We start from the raw sequence: 20,207 nt of genomic DNA, 5'->3' as shown, positions 1-20,207 counted from the left end.
TTAAATTTTTTCTAATGCAAAGATAGCTTATTGCATTTTTATAAAAAACAAGATAATATATAATACATTCGTTTGCTAATTTTTCATTTCATTTGGAACTTTTTTATTCATTATATAAAACCACAAAGGAGGTAGTAATGAGAGTACCATACTTGTAGGATATCCAAAAGGCATTTGCGGACTTACATCATGATATTCTAAAACTTGATATTTTTTTACAGATTTGTAATGATGATCACTGTGTCTTGTTAATTCATATAAAATAATTCTCCCCATTATGTGATTAGAATTCCAGGAATGTTTTTCTGATACTCTTTCATATCTTCCAGATTCTAATTTCTTTCTTTTTAAACCATAATGTTCAATATAGTTGATTGTTTCAAGTAATAGAAAACCTACTATTCCAGCTAGTATTGCAACTATAAACCCTGTTGTTCCAAATATGAATGCTATTAGTGTGATATAAAAAACTTGAATTAATGTAAACCAAAACATATCATTATATATCGATAGAAATGAAACTTCATTTAGTTTGTTTAATTTCATTTGAATTTGCCACGATTTCTTATAAGTTCCAACTATTGTTTGCCACCAAAATGCATATAGACTTTGATTAAATTTTGCTGTAGATGGATCTTCAGGAGTAGCCACATGAAGATGATGTCCTAGATTATGCTCAACAAAAAAATGTGTATAATGTGATGGAACTAATAATAGTTTACCTAAAATTCTTTCCCATCTTTTTTTTCTGTGTCCTAATTCATGAGCTACATTTATTCCGTTTGCTCCTAATACAATTCCTAAACTTAAAATTGTTCCTATCAGTTCGTACAATTCTAATTTTGTATTTGTTATTTTAATAAGCGTAAATAATAAAACTCCATAAACAATTAGAATATTTACATATAATAGATAGTCGAAAATATTATTTTCTAATCTACTTTTAATTCGACTTTCCGAATAATTTGATTTATCAATTGGCATCACTAGTTCCAAAATTGGGAGTATAACAAAAGAAAATATTACTCCAGAATAGGAAGCAATTCCTTGTTCGTTTATTCCTAAAATTGAAATTAAAGGAATTGAATATGCTAATAAATATTTCATTTTTACTGTTTTTACTACTCTTAAAGTTACGATTTTTTTTATTCTATTTATATTCATTAAAATCGTAATTTTATCAGTTATAATTAAACGTCCTAAAAATTACGAAATGAAGTCTGTTATTTATAGTAAGTTAGAATCATTTATTAGAAAATTTTATATCAACGAACTTATAAAAGGAGCAATTCTATTTTGTGGTTTTGGTTTGTTATATTTTATTTTTATACTTTTAGTTGAACATTTTTTGTGGTTGTCTACTTTAGGAAGGTCAATATTGTTTTGGATGTTTATCATAGTAGAGGTTTTCCTTTTGTTACGATTTATACTTTTTCCAATTTTTAAATTATTTAATCTTCAAAAAGGTTTAGACTATAAAGAGGCTTCAATTATTATTGGAAATCATTTTTCAGAAGTAAAAGATTCACTTTTAAACTTCTTACAGTTGTCTTCAAAAGATACTTCATCAGAATTATTAGTTGCTTCAATTGAACAAAAAGCAAGTAATCTTCAACCCATTCCTTTTTCTAATGCTATTTCTTTTTCAAAAAATAAAAGATTTTTACCCTACTTAATTTTTCCGGTACTACTTTTAATTTTGTTTTTTGTTTCTGGAAATTCAAATATTATTGCAAATAGTTTAGATCGTGTTGTACACTACCAAACATTGTACTCACCTCCTGCTCCATTTCAATTTTCTGTTCTGAATAAAAAGTTAATCACACAACAAAATAATGATTTTGTTTTAGAAGTACAATCTATTGGTAAAGTTATACCTGAAAATGCATCTATAATTATTGGAGAAGAAGAGTACTATTTAGAAAATAATGGTAATGGTTTGTTTAAATATACTTTTAAAAACGTTATTAAGAATACAAAATTTCATATTCAATCAAACGAAGTTATTACTAAAGAATATAGTTTGAATGTAATTGATGTTCCTTCGATTTCTAATTTTCAAATGGTTTTGAGTTACCCTTCTTATTTAAAGAAAAACCCCGAAACAATTCTTGGTTCTGGTAATGCAGTTGTTCCTGAAGGAACAATTATTAAATGGAAAATTAATACCGAGTCAACAACTAATATTGATTTTGTATATAATAATATTAGCAATCCTTTTTCAAATAATGAATCTGTCTTCGATTATTCCTTAAGATTAAAGAACGATTTGAATTATCAGATAGTTACTTCAAATAGTAATGTTTCAAATTTCGAAAAACTCAATTATCAAATTTCAATAATCAAAGATCAATATCCTACAATCAATGTTCAATTTGCACCAGATAGTTTAAAGCTTAAAGAAAAAATTATTGTTGGTCACCTTGCAGATGATTATGGTTTAACTAAATTGAATGTTGTTTATTATGATAAAAACAATCCAAAAATTTTACTTAAAAAAGCAATTTCAATTAAAAATGATGCTGTAGATCGTTTTATTTATACTTTTCCTACTGGTTTAGAATTACAAGAAGGAAATAACTATGAATATTACTTTGAAGTATTTGATAATGATGTAGTTAATAATTACAAAAGCACAAAATCTTCCATTTTTAAGCATTACGAACTAACTTCCGATCAAATCGACGATAAATTGCTAAAAGATCAAAACGAAAATATAAATAGTTTAGAAAAATCTTTACAAAATCAAGAGAAGCAACTTCAAGAATTAGATAAACTTCAAAAATTAAATAAAGAAAAAGCCAACCTTGATTTCAAAGATCAAAAGAAGATTGAAGATTTTATTAAAAAACAAAAAGAACAAGATGAAATGATGAAAGAGTTTTCTAAAAAACTCTCTGAAAATCTCGAAGATTTTAATCCAAAAGAGCTTGATAAAAATAAAGAAGAGCTTCTTAGAAGACTAGAAGAAACAGAAAAACAATCTAAAGAAAACGAAAAACTTTTAAAAGAACTGGAAGAGCTTTCTGAAAAACTAGATAAAAATAAATTATTAGAAAAATCTGAAAAGCTAAAACAGAATAGTAAAACGCAATCTAAAAACTTAGAACAGCTAGTAGAGTTAACGAAACGTTTTTATGTAGAAAAAAAAGCAGAACAAATTGGTGATAAACTAGAACGACTTGGAGAGAAAGAAGAACAATTAGCAGAAGATAAAAATAATAGTTTAGAGAAACAAAAAGAGTTATCTGATAAATTTGATGAGATTAAGAAAGAGCTAGATGCTTTAGATAAAGATAATAAAGATTTAAAATCACCAATGGATATTCCTATAGATAAAAATGTACAAAAGGATATTCAAAATGATTTAAATAAAGCAGAAGAAGAATTACAAAAAGATAGTAAGTCTAGTGCTAAAGAAAAGCAAAAGAAAGCAGGTAAGAAGATGAAAGAAATGGGTCAAAAAATGGCTGCATCAATGTCAAGTGGTTCACAAGAACAGATGGAAGAAGATGCTAAAGTACTTCGTCAGATTCTAGACAACCTCCTCTCCTTCTCTTTTGATGAAGAAGATTTATTAGACATTACAAAAAAATCAAATACTAAATCTGTACACTTTAGTAAGATCTTAAAAAAGCAGCAAGATTTAAAAATTCAATTCAAACATATCGATGATAGTTTGTTTGCAGTATCACTACGTAACCCGATGATTAGTGAAAAGATATTAAATGAAGTTGGTGAAATACATTATAATCTTGACAAATCACTGTCTACCCTTTCTGAAAACATGATTAATAAAGGAACATCACATCAACATTATATTTTAAATTCTGCAAATAAATTAGCGGACTTTCTAAGTAACGTTCGTGATGATATGCAAACTCAAGGTAGTGGTTCTGGAAAACCAAAGAAAGGAGAAAACAAAGGAAAACAATTACCAGATATTATTAAACAACAAGAAGGTTTAGGTGAGAAAATGAAGGATGGAATGAAAGATGGAGATAAACCTGGAGAAAAAGAAGGTAAAAAACCAGGAGACAAACCAGGAGACAAATCTGGAGGTAAAGAAGGTAAACAAGAGGGTAAAGGAAATAAACCTGGCGAAGGTTCTGGTGTAGAATCGGAAGGGGAAAATGGACAAGAAGGAAATGCTGGTAAAGTTTTAGAAATTATTAAAGAGCAACAACAATTAAGAGATGCTTTGCAGAAAGCTTTAGAAAAAGAAGGTATGTCTGGTCTTGGGCAAAATGCATTAAATCAAATGAAAGATATAGAAAAGCAACTTATCAATAAAGGGTTTAATAATCAAACCTTATCTAAGATGCTTAATCTAAAACACGAATTACTAAAATTAGAAAATGCAATTCAACAACAAGGCGAAGATACAAAGCGTAAATCAAAATCTAACGAACAAGAATTTAATGGTTCTTCTCAATCCTTACCGAAAGAGTTTAGAGATTATTTAAATAGTATTGAAATATTAAACAGACAAACTTTACCTTTGCAGCCGAATTTCAATCAGAAGGTTCAAAAATATTTCAAAACAAATGATTAATTTTAATTACGAAACTGATTTTATTTTAGAAAATGAAACAGATTATAAAGATTGGATTACCTTAAGTATTCACTCTGAAAAGAAAAAACTAGGCGAACTAACCTATGTTTTTTGTGATGATGAATATCTACATAAGATTAATGTAGAATATCTAAACCATGATACCCTAACTGATATTATTAGTTTTGATTATACAGAAGGTGATGTTATTAGTGGTGATATTTTTATTTCAGTGGAAAGAGTTAAAGACAACGCATCCGATTACAATACTAGTTTTAATGAAGAATTAAAGAGAGTTATAATACATGGGGTAATGCACTATTGTGGCTATAAAGACAAAAGTAAAAACGATGAATTAGTGATGCGTAAAAAAGAGAATGAAAAAATAGCTATGTTCCACGTGAAACATTAGTACAAAACCTATTTTAAATATTTTATATGTTTCACGTGGAACATATAAAATATCATTACTCTATCAAGAGTGTTCCACGTGAAACATTGAAGTTGTTTATATGGTAGAACGATTGGTTTTAAAAAAAAAATCAATCGAAAAATTTTAAAATTAAATGAGTTTATTTCAAGAAGAATATGATGTTATTGTAGTTGGTGGTGGACATGCTGGATGTGAGGCTGCTGCTGCTGCTGCAAATATGGGTTGCTCCACTCTATTGGTTACAATGAGTTTGCAAAACATTGCACAAATGTCTTGCAACCCTGCAATGGGAGGAATTGCAAAAGGACAAATAGTTCGAGAGATTGATGCGCTTGGTGGTTATTCTGGAATTGTTTCAGATAAGACGGCTATTCAGTTTAAGATGTTGAACAAATCGAAAGGACCCGCAATGTGGTCTCCTCGTGTTCAAAGTGATCGTATGCGTTTCGCAGAAGAATGGCGTTTGATGTTAGAACAAACTCCTAACTTGGATTTTTATCAGGAAATGGTTTCTGGAATTTTATCTGAGAACGGTAAGCTAGTAGGTGTTCGAACTTCACTAGGAATAACGATTAAAAGTAAAAGTGTTATTTTAACCAATGGGACTTTCCTAAATGGATTGATCCATATTGGAGATAAACAATTCGGAGGTGGTCGCGCAGGAGAAGGTGCTTCTTTCGGTATAACAGAAGACTTATTAAAACTTGGTTTTGAATCTGGAAGAATGAAAACTGGAACTCCTCCCCGTGTTGATGGTCGTTCTTTAGATTATTCTAAAATGGCCGAACAACCTGGTGATGTTATTCCAGATAAATTTTCTTATTCCAATTTAACTAAGCCTCTTTCTGTACAACGTTCTTGTTGGATGACCTATACTTCAAACGAAGTACATGAAGTACTTCGTGAAGGTTTTGATCGTAGTCCAATGTTTAACGGAAGAATTCAAAGTGTTGGTCCAAGATATTGTCCTTCTATTGAAGATAAAATTAATCGTTTTGCAGATAAAGACCGTCATCAATTATTCGTTGAACCAGAAGGATGGAATACTGTCGAGGTTTATGTAAATGGTTTTTCTACTTCTTTACCAGAAGATGTTCAATTTAAAGCAATGCGTTCTGTTGCTGGTTTTGAAAAAGTAAAATTCTTCAGAGCTGGTTATGCTATTGAATACGATTACTTCCCTCCTACACAATTAAAGCATACTCTAGAGACTAAATTAGTTGAAGGTTTATATTTTGCTGGTCAAATTAATGGAACAACTGGTTATGAAGAAGCAGCGTCTCAAGGTTTAATGGCAGGAATTAATGCTGCGTTAAAAGTACAAGAAAGAGAACCATTGGTTTTAAAACGAAATGAAGCTTACATAGGTGTGTTAATTGATGATTTAATTACTAAAGGAACTGAAGAGCCTTATAGAATGTTTACATCAAGGGCTGAATATAGAACGTTACTTCGTCAAGATAATGCCGATATTAGATTAACTCCTAAAGGACATGAAATTGGTTTGGCTAAAGTAGAACGATTAATTCGTATGGAAGAAAAATTTTCTAAATCGGAAGCTATGGTTACTTTCTTTAGAGAGACAAGTTTAAAACCTGAAGAGGCAAATCCAATTCTTGAAGAAAAAGGTTCTGCTCATATGTCGCAACCTGATAAAATGTTTAAAGTTTTTTCTAGACCACAATTAGAGCTTTCAGATTTTCTTAAATTCAAAAAAGTATCTGAATATGTTGCAATACATAATTTGGATAATGAAATTATTGAACAAGCCGAAATTCAAGTTAAATATTCTGGTTATATTGAAAAAGAAAAAAATCATGCAGACAAATTGAATAGATTGGAAGATGTTATTATTCCAGATAATTTCGACTTTAATAAAATAAAATCAATTTCGATTGAAGCAAAACAAAAACTGAATAAAATTCGTCCAAAAACAATTGCTCAAGCTTCTAGAATTAGTGGAGTTTCTCCAAGTGATATTTCTGTACTGTTAATTTATATGGGTCGTTAATATTTCTGATGTTTGATATGTTACTTATGTTAATGAGTTTTTTAAACAACCTGATTACTATGTTTCACGTGAAACATTCTTGTTAAACCTTATTATTATTGAATTATTTAAAATTATAATGAATTTTACAAAAAACAATATTTACAACACAGTTAAAGATTTTTCCGTTTCGGGAGAATCTTTTTCATTGTTATTAAATGAAGAATATCAAATTCTTAAAACAGATCCTCAACCATCTTTAGAAAAACTTCCCTCCTATTATGAAAGTGAAGATTATATTTCACATACAGATGGAAAAAGAACCTTGTTTGAAAAAATGTACCATTTAGTAAAAAAGAGCGCCATTCAGAAAAAGGTAAATCTTTTATCAAAATACAATACTAAAGGTTCCGTTTTAGATATTGGTGCTGGAACTGGTGATTTTCTAATCGCTGCAAAAAAATCAGATTGGAATACTACCGGAATTGAACCAAGTGGGAAAGCTAAAAAAATAGCAATTGATAAAGGTGTTAGTTTTGAAAATAGTTTAGCCGATTTAAAAAACGAATCTTTTGACGTAATTACTATGTGGCATGTTTTAGAACATGTACCCAATTTAGAATTTCAAATTGCAGAACTGAAACGTTTATTAAAACCCAATGGAACAATTATTATAGCTGTTCCGAATTTCAAATCTTACGATGCAAAATATTATAAATCGTTTTGGGCTGCTTTCGATGTTCCAAGACATTTATGGCATTTTTCTAAAAAAGGAATTGATTTACTTTTTCAAAAACAAAATATGAAATTGATAAAAGTGAAACCAATGTGGTTTGATAGTTTTTATGTTTCTCTTTTATCTGAAAAAAACAAAAATGGGAAAATGAATTTTATTAAAGGTTTTTTTATTGGTTTTATCTCAAATTGTGTTGGAATTATAAAAAAAGAGTATTCCTCGCATATTTACATCATAAAAAAGCACTAAAAACTAATTTAAGACGTTTTCAGCGCACTTAGATGTGTGTATTAAGCGTTTTATTTACCCAAATTTATTTCTTTAAGAAAACAGCCTTTAAATCGGTTGTTTTTTATAGCATTTTCCTATGTTTATCTATAATTAGCATAAGATTTTATTATAATTAATAAACGCGCAATATTTGTTACTTTAAAGGGATTTACTATTTTTACAAAAAATTATATTTTAAATATACATAAGCAATAATAACAATAATTAAAAATGAAAAAAGCCTTATTGATTTTAGGAGTATCCTTAGCATTATTTTCTTGCAACAAGTCAGAAGATAAAAAAGAAAATTTTAAAACTGCTTACATTGATACTGTTGAACTTTTAAAAGAATATGACAAGTACAAAGATGAAGAAGATAAGTTCAAAGTTAAATCTCAAGAATTAGGTCGTCCATTAGAAGCAAAATTACAAGCCTTCCAAACTGAAGCAGCAGGTTTTCAAAGAAACGCTCAAGTTAAAGGAATGGCATGGGCACAACAAAAAGGTGCAGAATTACAACAAAGAGAGCAACAACTTTCTATGGAACAAGAAGCTTTCCTAAGACAAATTCAAATTGAAAGTGATAGTATCCGTAATTCTATTGTAACTGGATTAAAAGATTATATCAAAACTTACGGTAAAAAAGAAGGATATGATTATATTTATGGAACAGGTGATGCTCAAACAATTTTGTTTGCAAAAGATCCTTATGATATTACAAAAGAAGTTTTAAAGAAACTTAACGAAGAGTTTGCTGCCAAAAACGGTAAGACTTCTAAAAAAGAAGATGAAACTTCTGCAGATGATAAAAAAGCAGATACGAAAGAAGATAAAAAATAATTTTTTTTATAATTTTATAAAGCCCCTTTTGGGGCTTTTTTTATTGGTTTTCATTTGTTTATATTTGTCAAATAAATTATTTGCCATATGGAATTTTTATCAGCCGAAGCAAACTACACTTTGCAATTTATTAATCAAACTAATAAATCAATTTTTCTTACTGGAAAAGCAGGAACAGGAAAAACTACTCTTCTAAAAGAGATTATTAAAACTACTCATAAAAACACAGTTGTTGTTGCGCCTACAGGTATTGCAGCACTTAATGCAGGCGGTGTTACAATTCACTCAATGTTTCAACTACCTTTTGGAGCCTTTCTTCCAGATAATAAGAATATTTCAAGTTTTGCAGGAAATATCAAATTTGAAAGTCGCGCTACTTTAGCTAGACATTTCAAGATGAATGGAACAAAAAAATCAGTAATACGAAATATGGAATTATTGATAATTGATGAAGTTTCAATGCTTAGAGCAGACATTCTTGATGCCATTGATTTTATGTTGCGTAAAATCAGAAAACTTGAGCGTCCTTTTGGAGGAGTTCAGGTTTTATTTATCGGTGACTTATTGCAACTTCCACCTGTTGTTAAGAATGAAGAATGGCAATTATTAAAGAACTATTACAGTGGTATGTTTTTTTTCCATTCGCATGTTATGCAACAATACCCACCACTCTATATTGAATTAGAAAAAATTTATCGCCAGACTGATAATTTATTTATTAATGTTTTAAATAATTTACGTCAAAATAAAATCACAAATGAAGATATTTCAGTTCTTAATAAGTTCGTACAACCAAATTTCGATTTAAAAAACAATAAAGGTTATATAACATTAACTACACATAATTCAAAAGCCGATTTAATTAATGAGCAATCTTTAAAAGATTTAATAGGAAAATCTAGTTTTTATTCTCCAGAGATTGTTGGCGATTTTCCAGAAAAAATTTACCCTTTAGAAGAAAAATTAGAATTAAAAATTGGTGCACAAGTAATGTTTGTCAAAAATGATTTAAATTTTGAAAAGCAATATTTTAATGGAAAAATGGGTGTTATTAGTTCACTATCTAGTGAAGAAATTCGTGTTCATTTTCCAGAAGAAAATAAAACCATAGAAGTTGATAAATACGAATGGCAAAATATTCGTTTTAAAGTAAATGAAGATACAAAAGAGATAGAAGAAGAAGTTGTTGGAACATTTGTCCACTACCCTATTAAATTAGCTTGGGCAATTACTGTTCATAAAAGTCAAGGATTAACTTTTGATAAAGCTGCTTTAGATGTATCGCAAGTTTTTGCGCCTGGACAAGCATATGTAGCACTTTCTCGTTTACGTTCCTTAAATGGCCTTATTTTATTGTCAAAAATACAAATGAATGGCATTTCTAGCGATGTTGATGTGCTTTCCTATGCAGAAAATAAATCTACAGAAGAAGCTTTAGCGAAATCGCTTGTTAAGGAAACACAAAATTTCGTCTTTCAATATCTTACTAATGCTTTTAATTTCAAAGATTTAATTCAAGAATGGAGAAATCATTTTTATAGTTATAATTTTGAAGCTCCTAAATCGGTTAAAATAAAGCATACAAGTTGGGCAAAAAATCAATATGAACAATTAGCTAAAATCGAGATTTTTTCAGAAAAGTTTTTATCACAAATTCATTCTCTTTTTTCTAAAGATTCTATTGATAATGATTTTGTGAATGAACGATGTATTGCTGCTTATGATTACTTTTTCAATATTTTAGATCAAATTGCTGAAGAATTACTTTTAAAGTTGGAAGAAATAAAAAGAATAAAAAAAGTAAAGGCTTTTTATGAAGAATTATATGCATTAGAAGAAATTCATATTAATACAATTCTTAAATTAAAAAAAGCAAAATTATTGACAAGTATAATAACTCAAGGAAAAAAGATAACTAAAGAAAATTTAACATCTCAAGATATTGCTACATACAAAATAAATAAATTAGTTACTGTTTCTGAAAGGTTTAGAAAAGAATTCTCTACTTTAATTGAAGAAGAAGAGACATATACATACTATGAAGAAAAGCCTAAAAAGATAAAAACCAAAGCACCAAAGAAATCTACTATTGAAGAAACTTTAGAGCTTTGGAATCAGAATGTATCAATTGAAGAAATTGCTGTATTGAGAAAACTTACACCGCAAACAATTTTCAATCATTTTTCAAAATTAATTCAAATGGAAATAGTTGAAATTTCTGACATATTAACACAAGATAGAATTTCAGTATTAAAAGAAGTTTTCAATGGATACAATGATCAAAGTCTAAGTGAATTAAAAGAAAAACACGGAGAATCAATCAGTTGGGATGAATTAAGATTGTATAAAGCATCATTAAAATAAAAACAGGATTAACTAAGTAAATATACAGCCATAATTGCAGGAACAAAATAGATTACTATTGTTCTTGCACCATCATAATCCTTAGCAATTCGTTGTCCAAACAAAAGAAAAATCAAAGTTAGACAAGATAAAACGGCTCCATAATAGGCAACGAGACTTGATTTTTTAGTAAACAATTCAATAATTCCAGAAATACAAAGAACTCCAGAAAAAATTTCTAAAATCAAAATTATAAATAACGCAAGTGGGACTTGCTTAGCTAAAATTGTTTCAGAAAAATGACCTTTTAGCCATGAAACATTTCCTTTCCAATCTTTAATTTTATCATATCCAGATTGTAAAAAAGTTACACTAAGTAACAAAAGTAATAGAATGGGCGTTGCTTGTGTCATAATTTTATTTTTTATGAATTAAACGGGTTAGTTTTATAGACAAATCAGTAAGAATAATTTTGCTATTACCATTTCTTTCAATATGATAAATAGCAGATTCTAATTCTTTAAATATATCATTAATATTGCTTCCATCTACAAAAGGAGCAAATTTTTCTAAATTAAAATTTGCTTCAGTAGGTTCAAAGTAAACTAAATTAGTTACTTGATAATTAGAAAGTAAGGCTTGTCTAAAAAAATAAATACAATAATGTAAAAATTGTTTTTGCACTTCCCTACCCAGTCCTGCAATGGTTTCGCTCCAACTAATTAAATCCTGAATTGCAGCTGCATTTCCTTTTGCTTTAAACGCACTCCTCACCCATTGAATAAACCAAGTTTCAAATGGATATTCATTATCATCATTTTTTAAAAGATGCAATGCTTTGTTATAATTACCTTCACTTTGATGCGCGATTTTTAAAGCTGTTTTTTCATCACAATTTTCTCTAGTTATCAAACCTTTAGCGATAGTGTCTTCACTAAGCCCCATAAAATCAATAATTTGACATCTAGAAATTATCGTTTGGAGGATATCGTCTAAAGATTCAGTAATTAAAATAAAAATCGTTTTTGCAGGTGGTTCCTCTAAAAGTTTTAGTAATTTATTAGAAGAAGCAATATTCATTCTTTCTGCCATCCAAATAATCATTACCTTATAACCTCCTTCATAGGCTTTTAAAGATAGTGCTTTATTAATTTCACTTGCTTCGTCTACTCCTATTTGACCTTGTTTATTTTGAACACCAATACTTTTATACCAGTCAAATAAACTACCATAAGGGTTTTCTTTTAAAAAAGTTCTCCATTGTGTTACAAAATTTGAACTAACAGGGTGCGATTTAACTTGATCATTAGTCGCAACTGGATATACAAAATGCAAATCTGGATGCGAATAGTTTTCAAATTTTAGATTGCAAGCTGCATTACCAGTATTATTTTCGCCATCTACATTTGAGCATAAAATATATTGAGCATATGCAATAGCCAAAGTTAACGTTCCACAACCTTCTGGTCCTACAAATAATTGAGCATGAGGTATTCTGCCCAAACTAGCACTTTTTATAAAGTGATTTTTTATATGATCTTGTCCTAAAATATCTTTTAAAAGCATGAGCAAATATACAACTCTTAATTTATTTTAAAATTACAATGTAGCAGATTCAGATAGTTATCTGATAGTAAAGTTATTAACAAAATATTTTTCGAATAAAATTAGTTTGGCTCTTTTAATAGAAAAAATATACTGCTGTTAAAATCCTCAAAAAATCGTAGAATCGATAAAATATTCGTAACTTTATGAAAATATAAAACTGACGATAATCTATTTTATTTGCATTTAATCTATAGATATATTAGTTGAAATACTGTTAAATGTTAATTTTTTTTAATTTTTTTACTATAAAATTGAATAATTAATTAATTAATTTTGAACAAATTATTTTTTGGCACGCATTTTGAATGTATACCAGTAAATCAATATATTGAGAAAAAAAAGAGTGTTTTGCGAACTAATTATAGAATTAAAAACAAGAACAAAAAAAGTTTTTTTAAAATTTTTATCAACATTTTTATTAAAAAGTTTTGTTAAAAGATTTTATTATATATATTTGTAGTTGGTTTGCCTATTTACTGAAAATTAACAAATTTTATTATGAGAAAATTTTACGTATGCATCATTGCATTATTTATGCTATCATCGATTGATGGTTTGGCACAGAAAGATCAAAAAGTTGTTATTGATATCAGGGGTATTGGAACTTACCATGATAGAAAAGAACTAGAATCTATGACTAAAGGACAATTGTTACCTTTGTATGTAGAGAGAGTTAAGATATTGTTTAGTATTATTCAGTATTTTGGAGTTACTAACAAACCAGGTGTGACATTTACAGATTTAGGAATTCCTACTTCTAAAGAAAATGTAAAAGCACTGGAAGCAGAAGTTGAGAATAGAGACAATTTTTTAAAAAATAATGAACAATTTTTAACTGGAATATTACCGTATTCAGATACAAGTAATATTATAAAGGCGATTTTATTTTATGAAGAAGTCTTAAAACTTGTTCATAGAGTACAAGTAGAGTAAAGGTTGAATAATTTAAAAGTTAAAGTTATGAAAAAAACTATCGTATTAATTGTATTAGTCCTAACCGGACTTTCTTTACAGGCTCAGCAAGATGATTGGGGCATTGTAGGGAGAAGTAATTGGTTAAACGGATGGTCTTCTTTCAACCCAGTTGGAAGAGAGTATCCACAAACAACAAAAATATTAACTGGGAACATATCTTCAGATATCACATTGACAAATCTGGAAACATATAACCTTGTTGGTGAAGTTTATGTAACCAATAATGCAAAATTAACAATTGAGCCAGGTACTATTATTAGAGCTAGTTCAAGTGAGTATAGTGCAATAATCATAACTAAAGGTTCAAAAATAATTGCTGACGGTGAAGTTGTTAATCCAATTGTATTTACATCTGATAAATCTGTAAACGAAAGAAAATCAGGAGATTGGGGAGGAATTATCATTTTAGGTAATGCACCAATAAATACTTATGGTAATATTGCTAGAATTGAAAGCGAAATCCCTAGTAACTTTAGAGTTGGTGGTGGTGAGGTAGCAACAGATAATTCTGGATCTATTAAAAATGTTAGAATTGAGTTTGCAGGAAAAGGAAAAGATAGATATTCTGTTTATGATGCGGTTTCTCTTATCGGAGTAGGTAGCGGTACAATAATTGAATCTGTACAAGTTAGTATGTCTAGCGGTAATTCATTTAAATTCGTAGGAGGTAATCCTAAAGCTAAAAAATTGGTTTCTTTCAGATCAAGTAATAGTGATTTTTATTTCACTCAAGGAGCAGTTGCTAATCTTGAAAACGGACTTGTATTAAGAAATCCATTCTTCTCAGGTAGTACTAACTTTAGAGCGGTTACTGTTACATCTTTTGACAACAAAGACATGACAGATTTAACAAAAGCAACTACAAACGTTAGTATGAGTAATTTTACGATAGTAAATGAAATAGACGGAAAGTCTTCAACAGACGGACTAATTAAAGAAGCGATTTATATTAATAAAGATTGTTTATTCTCTTTCAAAAACAGTATTGTGTCTGGTTTTGACTCAGCTTTATTGTTAAATTCTAATATCGAAATTTCAGATCCAAATTTATCTAAAATTAAATTACAAAGAATCTTCATTAATAACTGTAAAAAGAACATTGTTTCTGAAGTTGGTGGAGTTTCAAATGACGATTTAGAGTTCTATTATGCTCAACCAAGTTTTGCGAATAGATATGAAAAAGCGAAATCAGAAGATTTATTTGTAGATGCAAATAATCAAAGAACTCCCGATTTTAGATTAAAAATTGGAAGTATAAATTAAAGGAATCAACATAGGAAGATATTTCAACTGTTAATATTATAAACGTTAAGTTTTAATATTAACAGTTTGATTGTTATATGTGAAAATGCTAAAACTTAATCAGTAATTGAATATGTTAAGTAGAATTTTAAAAATAGGGATTGTTTTATCAATAGTTTTTTTGCCTAAAATTAAGGCAGAAAACAACGATGTTCTATCTCCAAAGTCTTCTTTTAGTGTTAATATTACTACCCTCGTACCTAGTTTTGTAAATCCGTTTGATCCAACTAATTCATATGTTTGTCAAGCAAATGGCGTTAATGAAACTCATAAATTAAAATTTAATGTCTCTCCATTAGCAAATTTATTACCGGGAAATGTATTCAGTTTGGAATTATCGAATGATGGTTTTACAGTCCAAGCAAATACTGTTCAAATAATACCCATTTCAACAGTTTTACTCTCTGGGAATACATTTGAAATGAGTTTTTCTTTTCCTAATACTATTTATGGAACTAATTATTCATTAAGAGTTAGAAGTTCGGCTCCTTCGGCAATAAGTACTCAATCAGTTGTGTTTGCTGCGTATTACATGATACATAATCAGGAAATTAAATTAAACAATGCCCTTGGAGTAGATAATGTTTCGTTTTGTACAGGATCAACATTTACGTTATCAATTTTTGACTCAGGTACAAGTTCATCACCTCTATTTTACCCCGATTTAACGTATATATGGAAGAAAGAAGTAGGAGGTACTTTTGTTACCATTACAGGTGCTAATGGACCAACTTACACTGTTTCAACACCAGGTAAATATTATGTTCAAACTAATTATGGCCAATGTACCGAATCTTCCTCACTATCAAAATCTAGAATAGTTACGGTTACTGAAGCAGGTGCAAATTCGGTTGTAATTAGCACAAATCCAGTAACAAACACAATATGTGAAGGAAATGGTGTGTTATTGTCGTTAAACGTTTCAAACAATCCACCTAACGTTATATCTTGGTATTTAGATGGTGAGTTATTAACAGGACAAAATACTAATACGCATAATGCATTACTAGCGGGTTCCTATCATGCATCTGTAGATAATGGTTCATGTATAGCAGAGTCCCAACCCTATGTATTAACTCCAATTACATTCAACGCAAGTATTGATGTAATTTCTCCATATGAATTAGCAGTAGGTGGTTCAGTTGTAGTAACTGTTACTACTGATGCAAATACACCTACATTTCAATGGTTTTTAAATGACAATCCGATATCAGGACAAACAACAAACACAATAACAATCACACAAACTGGTGAGTATAAAGTTAAAGTCACACAAACAGTTGGTTGTATAGCTACAAAAGAAATTATTCTAGTAGTAACTGGCCCCGATGTAGATGAAATTCCCAATTTGATCAGCCCAAACAACGACGGTTTTAATGATAAATTCAAAGTCCCATTTGAATTAATAAGTTCAAATAATTTAAATTTAGAAATATATAATTCGGCTGGAAAGCAAATTTATGTAACAGACAATTATCAGAATAATTGGCCAGAAGACACAAATGAAATTTTTCAGACAAAAGCATTCTTTTATTTTAAATTATCAAAAGAGAATCAATTAATAAAAGAAGGAATATTAACTATCATCAAATAAAACTTTATTAACCAATTGAAAAATTTATACCTAGGGGTAATTTTATGTATGCTATCTACTGTAGTATTTTCACAGGAAAATGCATACTCCTCTTTTGATGTTTCATTAAACAATTCGATTAAATTAAATAGATTTCTAATCAACCCTGCTTTTAGCTATGCTAGAGAGGTTGCACCTTCTATAAATTTAGCTAATAAAAGACAATGGGTTAAGTTTGAAGACGCACCAGTATTGTACTTTTTAAATTATCAAGGTAGATTAAGTAATGAATCTAGATTTGGTATTGGTGTATATTCACAATCTACAGGTTTGTTAAAAAACAATGGAGGGTTGTTAAATTATTCATTGAATGTACCAATGGAGGATGAAAAAAACCTAACATTTGGTGTTAATGTATACTTTTCAAGTAGTAATTTAGATAAGAATAGAGCCATTACAGAAACTACAGAACCATTATTTAATGAATTAAGCGCAACTTCTTTAATAAGTGTGAAGCCAGGTTTAAATTTAAGGTTAAATAATTTTGATATTGGTATAGCTGCAAACAACATTATATCATACAATTTAAGTTCAAGTGAAGCTGTTCAAGAAAATAATTCAAGTTCATTTTCTGGTCACTTAATGTACACTAAAGAAATAAGTAGTTTCTATAATATACTCGATGGTAGTAATTTTTCTACAATGATTCAATTGGAAAATAGAAAAGATGGTACTGCAATCTCGGGTAATTTATTAATTGATCAAAGAGATTTAGGTTGGTTAGAAGCAGGTTATAATACTTCTAAAGGTGTTAATGCAGGAATTGGGGCTGCAATTTCTAAAAAGTTTTTTATTGGTTATTCATATAATTTAGCAATTAGTAATTCATTATTTTTTGGTTCCAGCCATGAATTTTCCCTTTCCTATAGCTTTACTGATTATGATGATTCTTATAATTTTAGAGATAGAGCTCAAAAAATAAGAGAAAAAACTGCAGCAAAAAGAGCAAATAAAGAAACTCCTAAAACGGATAAGGCTTCATCTGAGGCAGATAAAGCCGATAAAGATCAAGCTAGAAAAGATAGAATAGAAGAATTAAGAATACAAAGAGAAGCTGCGAAACAAGCGAGAGAAGATAAAATCAATGCGGCTAAAGAAGCTGCTGATGCTAAAGCAAATGCTCAGAAAGAGAATAATGTAGAGGTTGAAGAGAATAATCAAGCTGAGAAAGACAGATTAGCAAAAGAAGCTGCTGAAAAAGAACAAGCTGAAAAAGATAGATTAGCAATTGAAGCTGCTAATTCACAAGCTGAGAAAGACAGATTAGCAAAAGAAGCTGCTGAAAAAGCACAAGCTGAAAAAGACAGATTAGCAAGAGAAGCCGCTGAAAAAGCACAAGCTGAAAAAGATAGATTAGCAAGAGAAGCAGCAGAAAGAGCACAAGCTGAGAAAGATAGATTAGCAAGAGAAGCTCAGGCAGAGAAGGATAGATTAGCAATTGAAGCTGCTAATTCACAAGCTGAGAAAGACAGATTAGCAAAAGAAGCTGCTGAAAAAGCACAAGCTGAAAAAGACAGATTAGCAAAAGAAGCCGCTGAAAAAGCACAAGCTGAAAAAGATAGATTAGCAAGAGAAGCAGCAGAAAGAGCACAAGCTGAGAAAGATAGATTAGCAAGAGAAGCTCAGGCAGAGAAGGATAGATTAGCAATTGAAGCTGCTAATTCACAAGCTGAGAAAGACAGATTAGCAAAAGAAGCAGCAGAAAGAGCACAAGCTGAGAAAGATAGATTGGCAAAAGAAGCAGCAGAAAGAGCACAAGCTGAGAAAGATAGATTAGCAAGAGAAGCAGCAGAAAAAGCACAAGCAGAGAAAGATAGGTTGGCTAAAGAAGCAGCAGAAAAAGCACAAGCAGAGAAAGACAGATTAGCAAAAGAAGCAGCAGAAAAAGCACAAGCAGAGAAAGACAGATTAGCAAAAGAAGCAGCAGAAAAAGCACAAGCAGAGAAAGACAGATTAGCAAAAGATGCAGCAGAAAGAGCACAAGCTGAGAAAGATAGATTGGCTAAAGAAGCAGCAGAAAAAGCACAAGCTGAGAAAGATAGATTGGCTAAAGAAGCAGCTGAAGCACAAGCAGAGAAGGATAGATTGGCTAGAGAAGCTGCATTAAAAGCGCAAGCAGAGAAAGATAGATTGGCTAAAGAAGCAGCTGAAGCACAAGCAGAGAAAGATAGATTGGCTAGAGAAGCTGCATTAAAAGCGCAAGCAGAGAAAGATAGATTGGCTAAAGAAGCAGCTGAAGCACAAGCAGAGAAGGATAGATTGGCTAGAGAAGCTGCATTAAAAGCGCAAGCAGAGAAAGATAGATTGGCTAAAGAAGCAGCTGAAGCACAAGCAGAGAAAGATAGATTGGCTAGAGAAGCTGCATTAAAAGCGCAAGCAGAGAAAGATAGATTGGCTAAAGAAGCAGCAGATGCACAAGCTGAAAAGGATAGATTGGCTAGAGAGGCTGCTCTAAAAGCAAAAGCAGAGAGAGATAGATTAGCAAAAGAAGCTGCGGATGCACAAGCTGAGAAGGATAGATTAGCAAGAGAAGCTGCTAAACCAAACCAGACAATTGAAGAAAAAGTTTCAAGTATTGAAACAAAATTCAATGTTTCTAATAAAGTATTGGATAATTATAAAAGAGAAATTGCACAAAAAACTAAAAATTCAGATAACTTAATTAAACGATTAGATTCGATTGTTAAAGTAAGAGAGTTAGATTTGCAAGCATATATTTCAGAAAATGATCCTAATTTTAAAGCTGGACCTCAAAAGTTTGTTAGTACATCACAACAAAATGCACAACTTAATGCAATTAAAAATGAAATCACAGCAAATAAAAAAGTATTTGATGATTTAATAATTGATTTTGAGAGCGCAAACAGAAGAAGATTAGAAGAGTTAAAGAAAAATGGTGTTAGTGACGAAGAAGCGAAACAATTAAACCAATATTATGATTCTGTTATTAACGATCTTAAAAATAAAAAACAACAGTATATTCAATTTGAAAAAATTGCTGATGAAAGAATTAAAAAAGTAAATGCAGATAAAGAAGAAGAAAGATTAAAAAGAATTAAACGAGCAGAATATAGTAATGAACAAGAGAGAATAGAAGATGACAAGAAATCGATAGAGGCTATTAAAAATAGTACAAGTCAATCTTCAAATTCTACCAACACAGAAAATGGAGAACAAGAAGAACCAGTTTCGAATGATATTTCTATTATTAAGAAATTGAATGGAGTAGAATCGGGTTATTATTTAGTGTTAGGTAAATTCAAAAACACATCAGAAAGAGATGCTTTTGTTCGTCAAGTTGTTGCAGGAGGTGGAACAAGTGTTACACTATTCTATAATATTTATGACGCAACATACTATGTTTATATTGATAAATTTGAAGATTTATCTGCTGCAATGAAAGGATTACAAGCAAGAGGAACTAAAACATATAATAAAAGAATGTCAGTAGTAAAAGTTGAATAAATAAAAATGTTAATTTTTTAATAAATTTTTATTACTTTTAAAGGTCTTAAATCACGT

13 protein-coding genes are annotated in these 20,207 nt (G+C 29.7%); 10 read left to right on the top strand and 3 right to left on the bottom strand.

The features are described 5' to 3' along the window. Positions 1-75 precede the first annotated feature (75 nt). Positions 76-1,107, bottom strand: coding sequence for an alkane 1-monooxygenase (locus L2Z92_RS06130; RefSeq protein WP_236457955.1), 1,032 nt, complete (start codon positions 1,105-1,107; stop codon positions 76-78). Positions 1,108-1,213: 106 nt separating this feature from the next. On the opposite strand from L2Z92_RS06130, the gene L2Z92_RS06125 reads away from it, so the two are divergent. The 6 genes from L2Z92_RS06125 to L2Z92_RS06100 all read left to right on the top strand — a co-directional run bounded on the left by L2Z92_RS06125 (position 1,214) and on the right by L2Z92_RS06100 (position 11,188). Next, entirely contained in the window at positions 1,214-4,555 is a 3,342-nt protein-coding gene (locus L2Z92_RS06125; protein ID WP_236457954.1) for a DUF4175 family protein, read from the top strand. Next, entirely contained in the window at positions 4,548-4,967 is a 420-nt protein-coding gene (ybeY, locus tag L2Z92_RS06120) for an rRNA maturation RNase YbeY (RefSeq protein WP_236457953.1), read from the top strand. The genes L2Z92_RS06125 and ybeY overlap by 8 nt, the downstream gene beginning before the upstream one ends. Before the next feature lie 154 nt (positions 4,968-5,121). Beyond that, the gene (gene mnmG, locus L2Z92_RS06115) at positions 5,122-6,999 is read left to right on the top strand and encodes a tRNA uridine-5-carboxymethylaminomethyl(34) synthesis enzyme MnmG (RefSeq protein ID WP_236457952.1); all 1,878 of its coding nucleotides are present in this window, start codon (positions 5,122-5,124) and stop codon (positions 6,997-6,999) included. Positions 7,000-7,117: 118 nt separating this feature from the next. Beyond that, positions 7,118-7,963 (top strand): class I SAM-dependent methyltransferase, encoded by an 846-nt coding sequence (locus L2Z92_RS06110; RefSeq protein WP_236457951.1) that lies wholly within the window; start codon positions 7,118-7,120, stop codon positions 7,961-7,963. Positions 7,964-8,215: 252 nt separating this feature from the next. After that, positions 8,216-8,824, top strand: coding sequence for an OmpH family outer membrane protein (locus L2Z92_RS06105; protein ID WP_236457950.1), 609 nt, complete (start codon positions 8,216-8,218; stop codon positions 8,822-8,824). A gap of 87 nt (positions 8,825-8,911) precedes the next feature. Then, positions 8,912-11,188: a helix-turn-helix domain-containing protein gene (locus L2Z92_RS06100; RefSeq protein WP_236457949.1), complete on the top strand. Its 2,277-nt coding sequence runs from the start codon at positions 8,912-8,914 to the stop codon at positions 11,186-11,188. A gap of 8 nt (positions 11,189-11,196) precedes the next feature. Here L2Z92_RS06100 and L2Z92_RS06095 read toward each other — a convergent pair whose 3' ends face one another. After that, entirely contained in the window at positions 11,197-11,580 is a 384-nt protein-coding gene (locus tag L2Z92_RS06095; protein WP_236457948.1) for a DoxX family protein, read from the bottom strand. A 4-nt stretch (positions 11,581-11,584) separates the two neighbouring features. Continuing rightward, positions 11,585-12,733 carry a DNA polymerase III subunit gene (locus L2Z92_RS06090; protein WP_236457947.1) on the bottom strand — a complete coding sequence of 383 codons (1,149 nt, stop codon included), beginning with the start codon at positions 12,731-12,733 and terminating at the stop codon, positions 11,585-11,587. A gap of 540 nt (positions 12,734-13,273) precedes the next feature. Between L2Z92_RS06090 and L2Z92_RS06085 the strand changes: the two genes are divergently transcribed. From L2Z92_RS06085 to L2Z92_RS21560, 4 genes are all read left to right on the top strand, one after another. Then, positions 13,274-13,708 (top strand): hypothetical protein, encoded by a 435-nt coding sequence (locus L2Z92_RS06085; protein WP_236457946.1) that lies wholly within the window; start codon positions 13,274-13,276, stop codon positions 13,706-13,708. Positions 13,709-13,735: 27 nt separating this feature from the next. Then, entirely contained in the window at positions 13,736-15,013 is a 1,278-nt protein-coding gene (locus L2Z92_RS06080; RefSeq protein ID WP_236457945.1) for a hypothetical protein, read from the top strand. A 112-nt stretch (positions 15,014-15,125) separates the two neighbouring features. Next, positions 15,126-16,646 (top strand): T9SS type B sorting domain-containing protein, encoded by a 1,521-nt coding sequence (locus tag L2Z92_RS06075; protein ID WP_236457944.1) that lies wholly within the window; start codon positions 15,126-15,128, stop codon positions 16,644-16,646. Between the two features lie 15 nt (positions 16,647-16,661). After that, entirely contained in the window at positions 16,662-20,150 is a 3,489-nt protein-coding gene (locus tag L2Z92_RS21560) for a PorP/SprF family type IX secretion system membrane protein (RefSeq protein WP_236457943.1), read from the top strand. Positions 20,151-20,207 lie beyond the last annotated feature (57 nt).

It is taken from the genome of Flavobacterium jumunjinense (assembly GCF_021650975.2).
Lineage (GTDB): Bacteria > Bacteroidota > Bacteroidia > Flavobacteriales > Flavobacteriaceae > Flavobacterium > Flavobacterium jumunjinense.
The sequence above is the reverse complement of the archived record's forward strand: the minus strand, read 5'-3'. Positions and strand labels throughout refer to the sequence as shown.

Coding starts and splice junctions, on each gene's coding strand:
- L2Z92_RS06130 (WP_236457955.1), bottom strand. CDS start 1,107: ATGAAATATTTATTAGCATATTCAATTCCTTTAATTTCAATTTTAGGA.
- L2Z92_RS06125 (WP_236457954.1), top strand. CDS start 1,214: ATGAAGTCTGTTATTTATAGTAAGTTAGAATCATTTATTAGAAAATTT.
- ybeY (WP_236457953.1), top strand. CDS start 4,548: ATGATTAATTTTAATTACGAAACTGATTTTATTTTAGAAAATGAAACA.
- mnmG (WP_236457952.1), top strand. CDS start 5,122: ATGAGTTTATTTCAAGAAGAATATGATGTTATTGTAGTTGGTGGTGGA.
- L2Z92_RS06110 (WP_236457951.1), top strand. CDS start 7,118: ATGAATTTTACAAAAAACAATATTTACAACACAGTTAAAGATTTTTCC.
- L2Z92_RS06105 (WP_236457950.1), top strand. CDS start 8,216: ATGAAAAAAGCCTTATTGATTTTAGGAGTATCCTTAGCATTATTTTCT.
- L2Z92_RS06100 (WP_236457949.1), top strand. CDS start 8,912: ATGGAATTTTTATCAGCCGAAGCAAACTACACTTTGCAATTTATTAAT.
- L2Z92_RS06095 (WP_236457948.1), bottom strand. CDS start 11,580: ATGACACAAGCAACGCCCATTCTATTACTTTTGTTACTTAGTGTAACT.
- L2Z92_RS06090 (WP_236457947.1), bottom strand. CDS start 12,733: ATGCTTTTAAAAGATATTTTAGGACAAGATCATATAAAAAATCACTTT.
- L2Z92_RS06085 (WP_236457946.1), top strand. CDS start 13,274: ATGAGAAAATTTTACGTATGCATCATTGCATTATTTATGCTATCATCG.
- L2Z92_RS06080 (WP_236457945.1), top strand. CDS start 13,736: ATGAAAAAAACTATCGTATTAATTGTATTAGTCCTAACCGGACTTTCT.
- L2Z92_RS06075 (WP_236457944.1), top strand. CDS start 15,126: ATGTTAAGTAGAATTTTAAAAATAGGGATTGTTTTATCAATAGTTTTT.